Here is a 17708-nt window from a genome sequence, read left to right as displayed (position 1 = left end):
AATATACCCAGCTTATTGGATCTCCTTTTTTAGTTAGCATTATAAATCCAGCACTTAATATTCCTATTCCACTTAAACTTATCATTGTTATTACCAATAATATTATTGATGATATTATGTTCATTTTTATTTCTACATCAAATGTATATATTAAAAATATAAACACTATTCCTGTGTTTATTATTGTAAATATTAATCTTGAAAATATTGTGTATATAAATACTTCCCATAATGGCGTTTCTGATAGAAGCAGGTACTCTATTGTTCCCATTACCTGCTCCTGCCTTATTACATTTTTAAATGTTGTTAGGGACAGTGTTGTATAACTCATGAATACACTTCCTGATATGAAATACGCTAAGATGTTTCCTCCGTATTGCTCTATCATTGGAAAGTAGTTCCCCTGAGCTATAAACCTTCCCATGAATCCAAATTGTAATAATCCTAAGAATCCACTGAGTATCCCCAGCACTGCCTGGGTTTTATAGCTTTTCCATATTAATATATCTCTTATTATGTAGTTCATGAATTTTTTTATTCTTTTCATGAGTTAAGAATCACACCAATTCCAGAATCCTTTATCTTCTCCTTTACATCCAGCATTTTGTTCACATTCCATATTAGAACATTGATCACAATTTTCCACTTTTTCTTTTCCTATATCGCAAAAGGAAAATAAATTTTCTTCTTTGGGTTCATTTACGAATTCCATTTTTTCGCCTCCCATGTGTTTTTTCTGTTAATAATATCATATCTTTTAAATTATACTTTATCGGCAAGCACCTTTCTCGTCCGTGTTCTATTACTCCGTATTTTTCTGCCATAACTTTTCCTAATATGCATCCTCCCATGCAATATGGCAATACTTTACATTTTTTACATTCCTCATCAAATGGGTCTATTGCAATCCATATGTTTTTTCTATAATTTAATTCTATTTTTCCATTCTCTTTTAATTCACCTATTTCTTTGGAAATACCTCCTATTTCTCCCCAACATTTGTATAATTTCCCATCAGCATCTATTACTAATGAATTTATACTAGTAGCATCACATCTTGCCTGATTTATCTTTAAAAATGGATTATAGTTATAATATTCTATCTTTTCTATTATATAATTATATAATTCACTTTCTGTTTTTGCAAATTCTTTTAAAGTAAATGATTTTAGTTTGTTATTGTTTGTTGTTTCTCCTTGCCTTAAGTCAATTTCTATCTTTAATTTATCTTCGGATATCTTATCTATTAACTTTTTTATACTATTTATATTATGTGGAAACACATTTATCCTTATTTTTACAAATATTTTTTTTGTTGCCATTTTTATATTTTCATATATTCTTTCAAATGTTCCTTTTCCATTTTTTAATATTCTTAATTTATCATGTGTTTCTTCTATTCCATCGAGCGTTATTATTAATTTTTCTATTCCAGCATTTTTCAAATCATTTATTGTTTTTTCATTAAGCAAATATCCATTTGTTATTATAAACGAATCGTATTTTACTGCTTCTATCTCACATATATTTTTAATTTTTTTACTTATGTATATTATTTTTTCCTTTTCCAATAACGGCTCGCCACCCCAGAAAGTTACACTGAATACCTCTGGTTTTTTTTCTTCTATTTTATCTTTTACCAGCGTTATTATTGAATCTATGGTATTTTCTTTTATATTTCTAATCTTAAACGGTTTTATGCTTATTTCTTTTGCCTGGCTCTGATAACAATATTTGCAATTAAAATTACAGCTTGTTGTCATTGTTATAGTTAAATGATAATATTTATCTGAGAATTGAAATCTTTTATATTTAGCTATTATTTCGCTCAATTCATCCTTATCTTCTTTTATTATAAATCCACCTTTTTTCAGGATTTCTGGTTCTTCTTTTATTTCACCGGATAATATCTTTTTTATTTTTTCAACATGTTCTTTTTCTACTTTTAATATAGCATTTGTTATTCCATTAAACAAAAGAAGGCTTCCATCATTTTTTTCTATTAATTGATTATACGCTGATGGTTTCATTTTACCACCAGCTTTTTCTCAGATTTTTTTACTTTGTACCATAATTTTATAAAACTTTCTGTTTCACGTTTTTCCTCAGGACATCCTTTGGTCCCATGCAGCGCTGCATTTCTACAACCTCCATGACACAAAGGTAATATTTTACACTCTTTACAATTTTTATCTTCATATCCATTATAACTATGCCATTTTAAATGTTTTTTTGTCTCTAATTTTATTATTCCATTTTCTATTTTCCCTATTTCCATACCTTCCTCTACAGCAACTGTACATGGATATATTTCCCCTTCTGGCCCTATTACCATATTATATACATTATCAAATTCACAATACATATCTCCATCTAATATTGGTAACATTACTTTAAAACCTCTGTTTATTGCCATTTCATATAATTTTGATAACTTTGTAAATGAATTTTCTTTTCTAAAATCCCTTACATGTATATGAAATTCTTCATTTCTTTCTGATGCCTGAAATATCCATCTAAAATATATTTTTATTCTTTCTTTTGGGAATCTCTCTAGATAATCAAATAATTCTTCTATTCTCTCATAATTTTCAGGTCCTACATTTACCCTTATTGTTACATTTGTCTTTTCTGTATTTTTTAATAATCTTTCTATTCCTTTTAATATTTTATCAAATGTTTTTCCTCCACCTATTAATGGTCGATATTTATTATGTGTTTCTTCTATTCCGTCTAATGTTATCTGTACATTTTTTATTTTTAACTCATCGAATTTTGATACATCTATATGATTTAATAAATATCCATTTGATGACATCGATGAAAATAATTCCGCATCGCTCTCTTTTATTATCTTTTTATTTATATATTCAATTGCCTTAAAGTTCATCAATGGCTCGCCACCAAACCATCCTATTGAGATTGTTTTTTTATTTTTGCTTATGTTTATTATATATTCTGCAATTTCGTCTGCTTTTTCTACTGTCATTATTTTATTTCTCTTTGTTTCATAACAATATACACAATCGAAATTGCATTGAAATGTGGGGATTATTGTAAACATTGCCCGTGAATTATCAAATCGTGCTCTATAATTTCTCATCTTTATTTCTTCATATTCATTATATTCTTTTTCTATAATATATCCACCATATTTTAATTGTTCAAATAATTCATCATCATCTATATTTCCTTTTAATATTTCCTTTATTTTTTGAACATTTTCACGTTTTACTTCTGCTATTGCTCCTGTTCTTAAATTAACCAATACCGGAACTTCATCTATTTCAAAAAAATAATTGTAATATGATTCTTTATACATTATTTTTCACCTGCCCCACAATTTATACACATTGAATCTGGTGGAATACATGTATCCATGCATGTTCCTAAACATGAATCGCATCCCCCATCAATACATACTCCGCAGTTAGGATTTACTTCACCACAGCTATTTAAATTATACCCTGTTTTTGGAAAGTTAATAAAATTCATATTTCTCATCCCTTCTTATTTTCTATCAATTATTACATCCTTTATTATGTTCGCAAATATCATTAAAACAAAATGAACAGTTAATGTTTTTTTCACAGAAATCTAACTCTTTATTTGATTCGTTTTTAGGTATATTTATAAATTCCATATAATCACTCCTTTGAGTTTTTTATTTAGATAGAGCCTTTATTTATAAAGGCTCTTATATTTTATCCTATTGGAATACAATAAGGATTTATAGGCGGACAGGCATAATCTGGTTCGCAACTTGGGTTACATCCCTGATTTTGATCACAACCACTATTATGGCACGAACTGCAATTTTGGTCTTTATCACAAAAATCAGTTTGATATCCAGAATTCGGATAATTCAAAAATTCCATTTTTCCTCTCCTTTTTGATTTTATAATTCTTATAAAATATGATACTAGAAAAAAACAGCCGGCTGAAAGGAATAAATTTTTGGATTGAATAAGTTGTATATTTTTTCCCATTATCTCCTGCAAATAAGATTGTCGAAAACATAATAATTTTATACCTTAGCAATTCAAAATAAAACTCAGAAAATGTATAATTTTTATGTTATGTTACTCTATAATTAAAAGATATTATTTTCACTTATTCAATTTACAATAATTTTAGCAAAAAAAAAAAAGAAGTCAACTATACTATGTAAAATTTAAGTAAAATTACAATCAATTTTTCTTTTCCTAAATTCAATAAATTTACATAATTATTTTATCGCCTGATATATTTTTATGGTTAAGTTTTTGTTTAATGTATTGATGCAATTTTATATTCTTGCTATTATTTGATGTTAATGATTAATTGGTTTTATCTTATTTGATTAATTCCAGTAACCTTTCTTCATTTTCTTTTGTTGTTTTTTTGAGTATTTCCTCTGTTTTTTTGTCTGCCACTATTTTTTTTACCCTATTATCCTTTCTGTTTTTTCTATTTCACTTACGTCATGACTGGCTAATATTATCGTTTTCCCTTTTTGCGACAATTCTTCCATTATTTCATATATTTTTATTAAGGTTTAGTCTATTTTTCATCCAAATTAAGAATTAAATCCACATTTTTTACTTATATTAAAAGCCCTGAAAACCTTTTTTACGCGATTTTTTTCTAAAATTTTGAATGTAATAATTCCGCTTATTAAATATACTATCGATATTATAGTCAATATTATATATTCTGAATTAATCTCTAAAATTGTATTTGTATTCATTAATAAATGTCTCATTAAGTCTAATCCCCAACTAAATGGGAAAAGATAAGAAAAAATTTTTAAAAAATTTGGTAAAACAGTTATTGGAAAAAACATACCTCCTAATAATGGTGCTGCATTTCCTATTAAACTTACTAATTCATCTCCATCTTTAAATAGTAATGTAATACCAAAAAAGAAAAATACAAAATCAAATGATGCTAACATTGATATAACGAATACACCTACTGATACTATAAAATTCATAAAATTAAGTGTTGTTAAATTAAATAAAATAGATAATATTATTATTGGAATTGATTCTAAAGTAACTTTTAATATACCTAATACTGACCATCCAAAAATATATCCAAAAGGATTAATTGGCATTAAAAATATTTCTTCTAACTGACCTATTCTCATATAATGCCTTAATGTAAATATAACACCCCATAACACTTCAATATAATTCCAATATGCTGCTCCAATTAAAATGTACCCAAATATATTTTTAGTATTTGTATTTCCATAAAAAAATTGAACCAATCCACTTTTTTCCCAAAAATAAAAAAGCAAAAATACTGGTAATATAGTCAATAATGGTGTGAAAAATGAACCATACCAGTCTATTTTATATTTTTTTGCTGTTAAAAAATTTGCTTTTGCGAGATATAGACTGTTTACCATGATTCCCACTCGCCTTTTTTCCGTGTATAGTTTTCCACTTTTTTTAACATTATTATTCCTATAACAAGATATAAAAAACTTATTATCGTTAATATTAGAAGCATATATAAATTTTTATTATCAATACTTCCAGTTTGAATTATATTTCTTCCTATAGATATTAAGTAAGTTATTGGGATTATATATGATATTGCTTTTATATATATAGGATAGTAATTTACAGGACTGGTCATTCCAGAAAGAAGCCCTATAAAATACTGAAGTGTATAATTAATACTACCTATTTTCTTTTTCCATAATGCTAATGCTGCAAAAAATATGGAAAAAAACGTTATATATAATCCACTTATAGATAAAAGAACAAATATCCATAAGCTAAATTTTGTTGTTATTCCAGAAAGCGCAAAGAAAATAAGGGTAAATAAAGTAATATAAATATTAGTTAAAAATGTATCAATTCCTTTGGAAAAGAGAAATTTTAAAGATGAAACAGGGGATATTATTATGGAAATTAAAGTTCCTTCGGATCTTTCTTCTCCAAATCCATCACCTACTCCCCAAAAATATTGATTTAACCAGTACCACAATAGCGTTCCTATTAATATACTTTCTGAAAAATTTACTTTTCCAAATAATTTTGATGTAAAAATATATGGCCCTATCATAAAAAATGGAGTTAATGCCATATTTATCCATACAAATTTATATTTTTTTCTTATCAGCCAGTCTTTTTTTATAAGATACATTATATCCTTCGTACAGATTCCCCACTTTTGATGATATCTCTAAAATAATCATAAATATTTTTATTTTCTTCTTTTATATCTCCAAACTTTGTTGTTAATTTGAGAGATCCATCTTTTAAAAAATATATATCCGTATTTTTTGAAAAACCATGGAGAATATGGCTAATCATAAATATCGTTAATCCTTCTTTGTTTAACTCATTTAAATATTCTATCATTTCATATACGGCTTCTGGATCAAGACCATTTAAGATTTCATCTAAAAATAAAACTTTTGGTTCATGAATAAGAGCTTTACATAGCATTAATTTTTTTCTCATTCCTGTTGAAAAATTTTCAACTGTAATATTTGAAAATTGTGTAAGATTAAATTTTTCAAGCAAATATCTAATTTTTTCTTTTTTTATATTTCTTTTAACTCCATAAATACCTCCAAATATATCAAGATTCTCATAAGCTGTTAATTTCCAATATAAACTCCTTTCATTTGTAAGTACTACCCCTATTTCTTTTGATAATTTTTTCCATTTTGTCTTAACATCATAATTAAGAACTTTTATTTCTCCTTCATCCGGTAATAATAATCCTATTGCAATTTTAAGTAATGTACTTTTACCGCTTCCATTTTTTCCTATAACAACAGCAAAATCCCCTTTCTTAATTGACAAGTTAATTTCTTTCAATACTTCAAGATTTTCAAAACTTTTTTTAATATTTTTTGCTTCTATTACTTTCATATTTTCACCTGATCTTTATATTTAAAATATAAACTTAAAAGTTCCTCGTATACCTTATTATGAAAAGTTTTCCAGCAATCTTTTTTTGCTTTGTTAATATAAATATTATATCTACTCAAAAAATTTTTTTAGTTTTTTCCAACCGATTGGTAAGGTGTATAAATTTTGTTATAATATATAAGGATCTTTTTTCAAAACTTACTCAGAAATTTCCTGCTGAATTTGAGGGTTGGATGAATCGGTTGTGTATTCTTTATCATTATCTCCTGCAAATAAGATTGTTGAAAATAACAGAATTCCTATAAGTATCAATATTATTATTTTTTTCATTATCCCGCCCCTGATTTAAATTTTACCATTTCTAACATGACTTTCAAGTGTTTTTTTATTTTTTATAAATCCTTATTTTATCAGCGTTTTATAATTTCACAATTTCACAATATTTGTAAAAATAAATATTGTTACATTTTAATAATATTATAATTTTTATTAATTTTACTTATTCTGTACCAAAAGACATATCCATAATACCATTAACTCTTTCAATCTCCCAACGTAATTTATAATCATTCTTAAAAGCAATTCTAAAAGATTTCATAACATATCTATTATAAGATTCATAATATTTAGTATTTCTTTTATTTAAATCAATAACAGGAATAAAACCAGAAGATTTAATCTTTGAAAAAATATCATAAGAATCATAAGCTGCATTGAAATATTATGAAATAATATTTCAAAAAGTTTTATAATAATAATTTATATGTTATATCACCAAAATTTTGCGAAGCAATGCAAAGTAAAATCAAGAACAAAGTCATTTTTAGCATCTAATTACGATGTCCAAAAAGTAAAGTCGCTCAAACCTTGATTGTTAATCCTCAAAAATAGCTCATTCTTGCCGGTCGTATCAGACTCACATCCGTGTTCGGCTTCACTCAATTTTACGCTTAGATTTTTTATAAAAAATCTAAGGGAAAAGGTGAGCGATAGCTCAAAAGTTTTTTATAAAATCAAAAATATTTAAACCAATACCCGCGGTAGCGTGTATGGACAATCTGCGAGTTTTCGCTTGCTTTACTAATTGGACACCCTACTGCAGTTCCATTTTCTCTCAAGGCTGCTGATTGCTTATCTAAAATTGAAAATTATTAATCTATATATTTACTCTGTATTTTTACTATTGTATAGGTAAACAATGTACTTATAAAAATATAGATAAATAATAAAATTATAGATAGATTTAATGAAACCATTTCAGGTTTAAACAATACAAAATTTCCGTAAAAATCAAAAACTTTATGACCTAATATTGAGATTAAATTTCTTAAATCATATTTCCCAAAAATCGGGAAAATAAAATTATATAGAACTAAAATTAACATAGGATACATAATTCCTCTAAATAATATTCCGAGATAAAATCCAAAAGTTGTAAAAATAAATGAAAGAAATAAACTTAATATAAATTGTAGAATGATATTTGTATCCCAAGGTTGTATCAATAATTTAAAATCATTGATGGGAATATCCAAAGAGAAAGTGTTATAAAAGATAAAACTTATTATGATTGACAGAAATACTACAATAAAAATAATTAAAAAAGATAATATGTACATTGTTATTTGTTTTGATAGTAATATATTCATCCAGTTATTTTGAACTGCTTTAATCTTTATAGTTTTATATTTTGTATCGTATATTCCTATATATATCCCATATACACTGAAAAAAAATGAATAAAAAATAAAAGATAAATATTTCAAAGTATTAGTTATAATACGCCCAGGATTTTTTAAATCATAAACAGCCAATGCCACATTATTATAATCAAGTTTCAAAACATTATTAATTTTGCTAATCCCGTTATTTTCTTCAACTGTTAAAGGTTCCATTAATACTTTTTCAACATTTATTCCTGATTTTTTTATTTCATTTAGTGTGTGTACAAACAAATTATAATTTTGAATAATTAACTTCTTTTGATTATACAAATTCAATCCTGAAAATATTAACAAAGTTATAATCATTAAAATAAAGACACCAGAATATATTTGATATTTTATTTCTTTCTTTATATTACTGGATAAAATTTTTATATATTTCACTTAAATCACCACCATATCTATTAAAATCATTAATTTTAATAATTGAATGATTTTTTAAAGCAAACAACTCATCAATAATATCATTATAAAATTCAAATTGATGTCCCATCATAATAATAGTGGTTTTCTTTGACCATTTTTTTATTAAATGTTTTAATATAAGTTTTGTGTTATAATCTAATCCGTTTGCTATTTCATCTGCAAATAAGTATCTTGGATTTGAAAGTATTGCAATAATCAAACTTAAAATTTTTCTCTGTCCATGAGAATAATGTTTTACTTTTACTTTTAAAATTTCATCTTTAAAAAATCTATATGATGTTTCCTTTATTTTTTGAATACTGACTTTTTTATTTAATAATAATTCAATATTTTTATAACCACTGAGATTATAATATAACGGTGTATCATTATAAACAACGTATACAGTATCTCTTATTTCATTTAAATGTTTCCTATTATATAAAATTTTACCCTTATAACCTTCCAAATTTAATAAACATTTTAATAATGTGGTTTTCCCGCTTCCGTTTGCCCCTATAAACAATGTTATTTTATTCTCTGGAATCAAAATATTAGCATTTTCAAAAATCAAATTATTTCCATAAGACTTTGTTAGATTTTCTACTGTTATCAATATTAATTACCTCCTTATTATATCAGGAAGGTATTTCCATACCTTCCTGATTTTAAATAATGTGAAAGTTATTTTAATACCAATTATAATTACCATTTGCGTAAATAATAACATAATCTATAACATCACGACTATAAATTTTTAGGTTCTCCCACGAAAAGAGTGGGTAATTAAGAAAAAGACAATTTACCTAAAGCCAAAAAAATAGTAATGGATAAATATTTAAAAGATTTAAAACCATAAGCTCTTTTAGTAAAAGTTCTAAGTTTTGAATTCATACCTTCAATTTTAGCATTGGTTAATCCTGTTTTTAAATGCATAAGAATACCTTTTATATGTTTATATAAACTCTTAGCTGCTTTTTTCATTTCTGGAATATTTGAATTTAATGCTTTTTCATGCCATTTTTTAAAGATTTTTGATGCATATGCTGGTTTTCTATAATCAAATATTTTTTTGAATTCTAAAATTAATGAATATGCTTTTACTGTATCAAGATATTTGTATTCCATCAATTGTTCAAGTTTTTCCTTTTGGTTATTTGTTAGATTTTTTGGATTTTTTAAGAATATATATTTTGTTTTATTTAATATATCTTTGTAGTCTTTACTTTCTCTTTTTCTTATTTTATCCAGTTGTTCGTTTAATAATTTTATTATATGAAATTTATCAAATACTAATTTTGCTTTTGGAAAATGTTCTTTCGCTCCCGATTTAAAAGCTACTGACATATCCATACATATTGTTTTTATATCTGACACTTTTCCTTTTTTTTCTATATATTTAGTTTTAAATTTTTTAAATGTTTTTGCATCTTTTCCTTTCGCTATGAAGACTACTTTTCCTCTTTCAACATCAACGAAATTCGTTACATATACATGATTCTTTTTTCTTGCTATTTCATCTACTGATAATATTTTTATTGGTTCTTTTGAAAAGTCTTGTTTTTTTAGTTCTTTCATTACATGATATTCTAATATCCTCCATATCCTATTTTCTGTCACTTTATATTTCTTAGATATTTCTGCTACTGTCATATGTTGATACATTTCTAATACAAATGCTTCGAATAATAATGTAAATCCACTATTTGGCCTTGACCAAGGAACTTCTATTATTTTTATCCCATCTTCTGTTTTTATTCTTGGTACTCTTGCATGTATATACGTTTCATATTGAAATAAATTTAAATGTCTCCATGTCTTTTTGACTGTATCGTAGACTCCATATCTCTTCCCGTTTATTTCAAATTTCGCTCCTCTTTTGAAATTTACATATATGTTTACTTTATTCCCCTCTTGTTCTATTTTTTCTATTCTCCATGGTTCATTTATATTTAGTATTTTTTCAAAAAATCTTGGCAATTCATTTATCATTTTGGTCCTCCTCCTTTTTTTCTTCCACTCTTATAATATCATATTTTTTCTTTTTTTACCCACTTGTTTTGGAAGAGAACCAATTTTTACATCTCCCCAGGGTGTCACAACTCCAGCTCCTATGGTTTTCATTGTTCGATATTTATGATATGTTGATGTTTTAGATATCAATACAATTCCTTTCGCATGAACTATATTCGGAAATACATATCCGACTTCTTGCCATCCACTACTAGAAATAATTTTTGTTCCATTGCTTCGCCATTCAATATTATCTCTTGACCATAGCATAAAACTTCCTCTATACAAACTTGTACGGTAAGTAAAAATATTAGAAGAATAATTTGTAATTTTTTTTGTATTTTTATTAAAAATCAACGGACCACTTTCAGTTTTATTGGTTTCGTAAATTTTTAAAATTTCTAATTGTCTTTTTTGTAGTTGCTCATAATTAAATATTGAGCTTTTATGTAATTTTGGATTTCCATTATAAATTACACCATTTGAAAAAACTGTCAAACTTACAAAAATTACAAAAAATATTATAAAAATACGTTTATTCATACAATCCCTCCTGATTTTTAGATTTTTATCTGGCACCAGAATAAAGAAGACTGCTAACAGCCGGCTGAAAAATCAAAAATTTTAATAATTTTTGATATAATAATTACGACAAACTTGTTGTTAATCAGAAATTTTATTTCTAAATTTCTTGTTGAAATTGAGGATTAATTGAGTTTGTTGATGAAGAATAAAATCAAACAAATTTATTTTGATTTATATATGACATTTGTATGAAACAGACATCTTCTTTACGTTTACATTAAAAGTATAATTGTGAATTTTATAACTCAATAATTCAAGATAAAACTCAATATATGTATAGTTTTTATTTTATGTTACTGTACAATTAAAAGATATTATTTTCACTTATTCAATTCACAATAATTTTAGCAAAAAAACAAAAAAGAAGTCAACTATACTATGTAAAATTTAAGTAAAATTATAATAGTTTTTTATTTTCTAAAATTAAAAATTTTTACATAATTATTATATCACTTGATATATTTTTGTTGTTATTTTTTTATTTAATTTTGATGACTATAATCATAAATACGATGTCTAAAAAGTCAAATTCACTCAGGCAGCTTGATTGCTTATCCTTAAAATTATTCATTCTCAGCTGTCGCTCAAACAATACATCGTGTATTGTTTCGCGGCACTACATCCTTGTAATTTTGACGGCTTTCATTTTACGCTTAGATTTTTTATAAAAAATCTAAGGGGAAAGGATTTATAATATTATATAATAAAAATTATTTATTCCGATTACCCGCTGTAAGCGTGTAAGGACAATTTTCGAGCCTTCGTTTCATTTGAGATTTTTTAGACCGTGTATAATTAAAATAGAAAAAGAAAATAAATTAATAGATAATATCATGATTAAAATTAATTGAAAATAGTTTTTGTTAAGTTATATAATAATAGATATAGGATATACTATTATTGATAATATATGCATAATATACATTAAAAGACAGAATTTAAAATATATCTGATAATTTAAAACAAAATAATTTTTAAGACAATGATTCTTACAATAATCATATGGAGAAAGATACTTTTTTTAGACTAAGCTTTAAAAGCTTGGAGGCTGTAGTTATCAACTCCTTTTAGCATGTTTTAGAGAATTAAGCGTTAAGCTTGTACAAAGCATGGTCATATGACGAAAGGAGGTATTCCATATGATAAGTATCGGCATTGATATTTCTTCAAAAAAATTTGATGTTGCTACTTTTGATGGTAAAAAGTTTAAACACTTTGTTTTTGAACAGTCATATGATGGTTTTAATAAATTTCTTCTAAAAGTTGTTAAACACGTTAAAGATGAATATATGATAGCAATGGAAGCCACTGGCACCTACCATATTCCTTTAAAACAATTTTTAAACAAAAGAGGTATTGATATTCTGGTATTACACCCATATTCTCTCAAGAATTTCATGAGAGCATTTAGCCATTCAAAAACTGATAAGATCGATGCTAAAAACATTGCTAAAGCTGTATATTTATTAAGTGATTATGTAATTAAATCATCTGAACCTGAGGATTTAGTTTTAGAGTTAAGAAATTTGCTTAGAGCAAGAAAGTCAATTGTTAAAACTTTTACTTCTTTACAGGTGCGATTAAAAGAGGATTTAAAATTATATATGCCTGAATTATTAAAGCATTTCTCAGATATGAAATCTCCCGTTTTACTAAAATTATTATCAAGATATCCTACATTAAAGTCAATAATGAAACACAAAAGAAAAGTCATAAATTTACTTGCTTCATAAAATGTATAAAAGCTTAGCTTTTATACAATGATATTTAAAGATTTTTTATTATTTTCATTTTTAAAATATTGATCTAAATCAAATATTATAATTAAAATAATTTTTCGCGAAGCGATGCTTCTGGAATAAAGAAAAAGCATTAGATGTAATAAATGATTTAAAACATTCAATAGGAATAGAACATGACACTTCTGCTATAATAATCAAATCAAAAATAGAATTAATTAAGAATCATATGGAACAGATAGAAATATTAGAAAAAGAAATACAGAGAATTTCAAATGAACTACTTAACACTCTCGATATTAATGAAATAAATAATGTTCTTGACAATAGCGATAGTAATAACAATAGTAACAATAACAGTGATAATAATAATAATAATAGGAATAGGAATAATAACGAGAATAATAATAATAATAATGATAATAATAAAATAGAAAACAAGTATATTCAGGCATATAAAGCGATAACTTCAATCCCAGGTTCAGGTGAATTAGTAACTCCATTTACAATAATATCAGAAGTAGGAGATATTACTCGTTTTAAAACTAAAAAACATTTCGTTTCGTACATAGGACTTGATCCTACAGTATCTCAATCAGGTAAATATAAAAGAAACAAAAAAATATCAAAAAAAGGTAACAAGCACTTAAGACATACATTTACATTATGGGCTGAGAGAGTTTTAAAATTAATGCCAGAATATCGAAAAAATACCATGATTTAATTAAAAGAGGAAAACATACAAAAGTGGCTGAAATTGCTATAGTAAGAAAATTAGCTGAATTAGTTTATACGTTATGGACTAATAATACAGTATTCGACTATAAATACTTTAGATCAAGACTATTAAAAAATGCATAATCATTTAATCTACTAATATTCAAATTTATAATTTTAAAATTAACTTATATAAAAATTATAATTTTTCTAAACAATTGCAGCGATAATGTTTGCTGTAATAGTGGGGTAATTTTAAAAATTCTCTAAAATATTTCTTAACATATTTTTAACTTTAACTTCTTGATCTTTTAGAGAATACACCCTAGTATAATTACTAATACTGTAATTCCTTTGATTAATGACTGGAAAAATAGACCTTTGGAAGAAGTATATGCTATCGTATATTTGGACACTTCATTTTATTCAGTAAAGGAAGATGGTATTGTAAGGAAAAAAGTTATATATAACGTTATTGGTATTAATCTTGATGGTTATAAGGATATTTTAATTGCTTCTGTAGATGGATTAACAGGTTTTGTTGATGCAATTCATGCCGCATTTCCAAAAACTGAAGTTCAAATGTGTATTGTACATCAATTGAGAAATACTTTTAAATATGTCCCTCATAAATATAGAAAGGAAATCACTAAGGATTTGAAACCTATATACCAGGCTCCAAATCTTGAAGCAGCTGAGACAGCGCTTGAGGAATTTGAAAAAAAATGGGGCAAAACTCACCCCATAGCAGTACAAATATGGAAAAACAATTGGGAACTTGCTTACTTTAAATATTCAAAACCTATTAGGAAGCTGATATATACCACAAATCCAATCGAAAACGTACATCTCCAATTTAGATAGTCACTTTATTTTAACAAATATACAGATTTCATCCAATCGATTTTTAATCCTTTCCATGTCCTCACAATATAAAATGTAATTTCTGCATTTTCTGGATATTTTATTTTTTTAAGTTCTTCTTTCTTTATTTCTTTATTTATTATATTACCTTTAGAATCTAAATCATAAGATACTAATATTTCATTTAAAAGATGTACGATATATCCCCTCTTAACTTTTTTAATATTTATTTCTGCACCACCATCAGTATTTAAAATATTTTCAATATTTTCATCCAGGTGAATATAATATTCTTCCATAAATTTTCCTGATTTTTCAGGTTCTAAAACATATTTTTTCCTTTCTTCTATCATTTTATTCAAATATGCTTTAAAAGAATTTTCGATAGTATTTGAAGAAACAGTATTATCATTAAGAAGACTATCATAATATATTTTGGCATGAAACATTGCATTATAATATTTTTTTAATATATATAATGGATTAAAATATATATTATATATAAATATTATCAGAAAATACAATAACAATCCAAATATAAAATAAAAAAATACTTTAAATAATATATTATGGTTTTTCATACCAAACATTATATATCCCACCATTTATGTAATTTAAATAATTTTCCTTTGCTATTAAACATAATTTTGAAAGTTTATTATAATTTGGAGAATCTTTTATATCAAGATTTTCTTTAGTTATAACAGTTCCATCGAGTTTTTCTCTAGTTTCTATTGTACCATTATCATTATATTTATATTTTATTTTTCCTTTAACAATTACTCTTAAACTACTGTAATTTCGTTCAGCTACTACAAAAAGTTTTTTCCAACTTTTTTTCCAATTTCCATTTTTATCAGAAACATAATGTATAACATATACCTTTTTTAATGTATAATGTCTTGCTTCTTCAGTTAATGTTCCAGTTATTACAAAATTGCTTCTAAGATAAGAAATAAAATCTCCAGTATATTGAATATATTCAATTATATTTCTTAATTTTGAAGCAATAGAATTTACAATTTTATTTGTAGCTATATTTAATATTGTATTTAAAGTCGCATTAAATATTTTTCTCGACATTTCTCCATCAGTATATCCAGTTTGTGAAGTATCAATTCTATATCCATAAGTATATTGTCCTGGATCCAATTGATCATATAATGAAAACTTTTCTTTTTTATTTTTTGCTGAATTTAGGTAATCTTCAAATGTAAATATTTTATTTAGTGGAAGTAATTCTTTTGTATGACTAATATTATTATAATAATAATATATTTTATTTGTAGAAACTTTTTGTCCATCAGAGTTTTTAATAGAGTAAATTTTTTCATCATTTATTTCAAACGTATAATCTATATTACCTTTATTATCAAATATTTCCTGTTTTGTTAACTCACCATTTTCAAAATAATTTTTAAATACCAAAATACCATCTTTAGTATAATACTCGGAGGTTTTAATATTAATATCATTTTTTAAAAAGGTTTCTGGCACTTTATTATTTTCAATATTTTTTTCCTGTTTTTCTATCTTAGTACATGATATAAAAAAAATACTGATAAAAATTATTAAAATATACACTTTTACCGTTTTTTTCATTCTCTCCCCGCCCTTTAAACTTTTTTGATTTTATAATTTTTCCTAAAATCCTGATATCAAAATCACTCAGTCGTCTGATAAATGAAAATTTTTTTGATATAATATCTGATTAGATGCATTTAATTAATGTTTTCTAATGATTAGTGTGTAATTAAAATTTTTTTTAAAATTTTTCTCACTTAGTATATATGATTTATTTAATAATATTATGATCAAATATTGCGAATTTTATAACTTAATAATTCATAATAAAATTTTATGAATGTATAATTTTTATATTATGTTACTGAATAATTAAAAGATATTATTTCCACTTATTCAATTCACAATAATTTTAGCAAAAAAAAAAAAATAGTCAACGATATAAAGTAAATTTTGAGTAAATTTATAATCAACTTTTCTTTTCTTAAATTTAATAAATTTACATAATTATTTTATCACCTGATATATTTTTATGGTTAAGTTTTTGTTTAATATATTGATGCAATTTTATATTCTCGCTATTAGATGTATTTTTTTTATTTGATGTTATCAGATTTTTCAGAAAAAAATCTGATAAATAATTTGTATAATAATCTTCCATATTCTACCGAAGGTATGTTTTCTAGCGATGGCTATTTATTTTACATTGCAAGAAAAAACTCATCACTGAGTTGTTTAAGAATATAAAAAATTTTAAGGATTTTTTTATTATTTTGAACTCCTATTATTATATAATATACAAATATTTGATTTTAACATAATATTATATGGATTCAAAAATCAATGTGGTATAATTCAATTACATAAAAAAGTCTAAATTCTCACCAGAGGTTAAATATCCGCCCTGCAAATATTTACATGTTTTTAAAAAATTTTTTAGAGTTATTTTTAAAATATAATTTTTAATCCTATTACCGCGGCAGCGTGTATATTTGCGGAGCAAATATAGAAATGTTTTTTATATTTAAATCTAAAAATTTTAATCCTACAACCCGCCGTAGGCGTGTAGCACCGGAGGTGAGATAATGAGAAGATTCTGCACAAGTGGACCCGTTGATAAAAAGACCTGTTATTATGTAGAAAGACCAGATATAATGAAAGAAGCACTTGACCATATAGAAAATTGGAGATACTTTACAGTATCAGCGCTAAGACAAGCAGGAAAAACAACATTGTTAAAAGATATAGTTGAAAAAATA

At 24.9% G+C, this 17708-nt stretch carries 18 protein-coding genes and 2 pseudogenes; 3 read left to right on the top strand and 17 right to left on the bottom strand.

Annotated features, from left to right (window positions below):
- The 15 genes and pseudogenes from X275_RS10640 to X275_RS10590 all read right to left on the bottom strand — a co-directional run.
- Positions 1–526, bottom strand: a pseudogene (locus tag X275_RS10640) (ABC transporter permease); the annotation flags it as partial.
- A gap of 24 nt (positions 527–550) precedes the next feature.
- Complete coding sequence (locus X275_RS11610; RefSeq protein WP_156168796.1) at positions 551–712, bottom strand: hypothetical protein; 162 nt, start codon at positions 710–712, stop codon at positions 551–553.
- Positions 696–2030 (bottom strand): radical SAM/SPASM domain-containing protein, encoded by a 1335-nt coding sequence (locus X275_RS10635; RefSeq protein WP_047268787.1) that lies wholly within the window; start codon positions 2028–2030, stop codon positions 696–698. Before X275_RS10635 ends, X275_RS11610 begins: the two co-directional genes overlap by 17 nt.
- A complete protein-coding gene (locus X275_RS10630) occupies positions 2027–3322 on the bottom strand; it encodes a radical SAM/SPASM domain-containing protein (RefSeq protein ID WP_047268786.1) in 1296 nt (431 codons plus the stop codon). The genes X275_RS10635 and X275_RS10630 overlap by 4 nt, the downstream gene beginning before the upstream one ends.
- A complete protein-coding gene (locus X275_RS11605) occupies positions 3322–3504 on the bottom strand; it encodes a hypothetical protein (protein WP_197072648.1) in 183 nt (60 codons plus the stop codon). The genes X275_RS10630 and X275_RS11605 overlap by 1 nt, the downstream gene beginning before the upstream one ends.
- Before the next feature lie 200 nt (positions 3505–3704).
- The gene (locus X275_RS11600; RefSeq protein ID WP_156168794.1) at positions 3705–3878 is read right to left on the bottom strand and encodes a hypothetical protein; all 174 of its coding nucleotides are present in this window, start codon (positions 3876–3878) and stop codon (positions 3705–3707) included.
- 680 nt (positions 3879–4558) lie between these two features.
- The gene (locus tag X275_RS10620) at positions 4559–5395 is read right to left on the bottom strand and encodes an ABC transporter permease (RefSeq protein WP_231588332.1); all 837 of its coding nucleotides are present in this window, start codon (positions 5393–5395) and stop codon (positions 4559–4561) included.
- Positions 5389–6141, bottom strand: a complete 753-nt coding sequence (locus tag X275_RS10615; protein WP_047268784.1) for an ABC transporter permease — start codon at positions 6139–6141, stop codon at positions 5389–5391. The genes X275_RS10620 and X275_RS10615 overlap by 7 nt, the downstream gene beginning before the upstream one ends.
- The gene (locus tag X275_RS10610; protein WP_047268783.1) at positions 6141–6878 is read right to left on the bottom strand and encodes an ABC transporter ATP-binding protein; all 738 of its coding nucleotides are present in this window, start codon (positions 6876–6878) and stop codon (positions 6141–6143) included. Before X275_RS10610 ends, X275_RS10615 begins: the two co-directional genes overlap by 1 nt.
- Before the next feature lie 198 nt (positions 6879–7076).
- Complete coding sequence (locus X275_RS11850) at positions 7077–7208, bottom strand: hypothetical protein (RefSeq protein ID WP_255350046.1); 132 nt, start codon at positions 7206–7208, stop codon at positions 7077–7079.
- Positions 7209–7377: 169 nt separating this feature from the next.
- Positions 7378–7578 (bottom strand): annotated as a pseudogene (locus X275_RS11860) (hypothetical protein); the annotation flags it as partial.
- 451 nt (positions 7579–8029) lie between these two features.
- Positions 8030–8986 (bottom strand): hypothetical protein, encoded by a 957-nt coding sequence (locus X275_RS10605; RefSeq protein WP_047268782.1) that lies wholly within the window; start codon positions 8984–8986, stop codon positions 8030–8032.
- Positions 8958–9623, bottom strand: coding sequence for an ATP-binding cassette domain-containing protein (locus X275_RS10600; protein WP_047268781.1), 666 nt, complete (start codon positions 9621–9623; stop codon positions 8958–8960). The genes X275_RS10605 and X275_RS10600 overlap by 29 nt, the downstream gene beginning before the upstream one ends.
- A gap of 170 nt (positions 9624–9793) precedes the next feature.
- A complete protein-coding gene (locus X275_RS10595; protein ID WP_047268780.1) occupies positions 9794–10999 on the bottom strand; it encodes an ISL3 family transposase in 1206 nt (401 codons plus the stop codon).
- Between the two features lie 30 nt (positions 11000–11029).
- Positions 11030–11563 carry a hypothetical protein gene (locus tag X275_RS10590; protein ID WP_052913888.1) on the bottom strand — a complete coding sequence of 178 codons (534 nt, stop codon included), beginning with the start codon at positions 11561–11563 and terminating at the stop codon, positions 11030–11032.
- Between the two features lie 1181 nt (positions 11564–12744).
- On the opposite strand from X275_RS10590, the gene X275_RS10585 reads away from it, so the two are divergent.
- The 3 genes from X275_RS10585 (at position 12745) to X275_RS10575 (ending at position 14925) form a co-directional block, all read left to right on the top strand.
- The gene (locus X275_RS10585; RefSeq protein ID WP_047266671.1) at positions 12745–13338 is read left to right on the top strand and encodes an IS110 family transposase; all 594 of its coding nucleotides are present in this window, start codon (positions 12745–12747) and stop codon (positions 13336–13338) included.
- Positions 13339–13573: 235 nt separating this feature from the next.
- Complete coding sequence (locus X275_RS11230) at positions 13574–14068, top strand: IS110 family transposase (RefSeq protein WP_052913886.1); 495 nt, start codon at positions 13574–13576, stop codon at positions 14066–14068.
- A 311-nt stretch (positions 14069–14379) separates the two neighbouring features.
- Entirely contained in the window at positions 14380–14925 is a 546-nt protein-coding gene (locus tag X275_RS10575; protein WP_335337392.1) for a transposase, read from the top strand.
- 5 nt (positions 14926–14930) lie between these two features.
- On the opposite strand, the gene X275_RS10570 is transcribed toward X275_RS10575, so the two are convergent.
- The gene (locus tag X275_RS10570; RefSeq protein WP_047268779.1) at positions 14931–15515 is read right to left on the bottom strand and encodes a hypothetical protein; all 585 of its coding nucleotides are present in this window, start codon (positions 15513–15515) and stop codon (positions 14931–14933) included.
- Positions 15493–16527 (bottom strand): hypothetical protein, encoded by a 1035-nt coding sequence (locus X275_RS10565; protein ID WP_047268778.1) that lies wholly within the window; start codon positions 16525–16527, stop codon positions 15493–15495. The genes X275_RS10570 and X275_RS10565 overlap by 23 nt, the downstream gene beginning before the upstream one ends.
- Positions 16528–17708: the final 1181 nt, after the last annotated feature.

The organism is Marinitoga sp. 1197 (assembly GCF_001021165.1).
Classification (GTDB): domain Bacteria; phylum Thermotogota; class Thermotogae; order Petrotogales; family Petrotogaceae; genus Marinitoga.
This window is presented reverse-complemented; position numbering and strand designations above follow the sequence as displayed.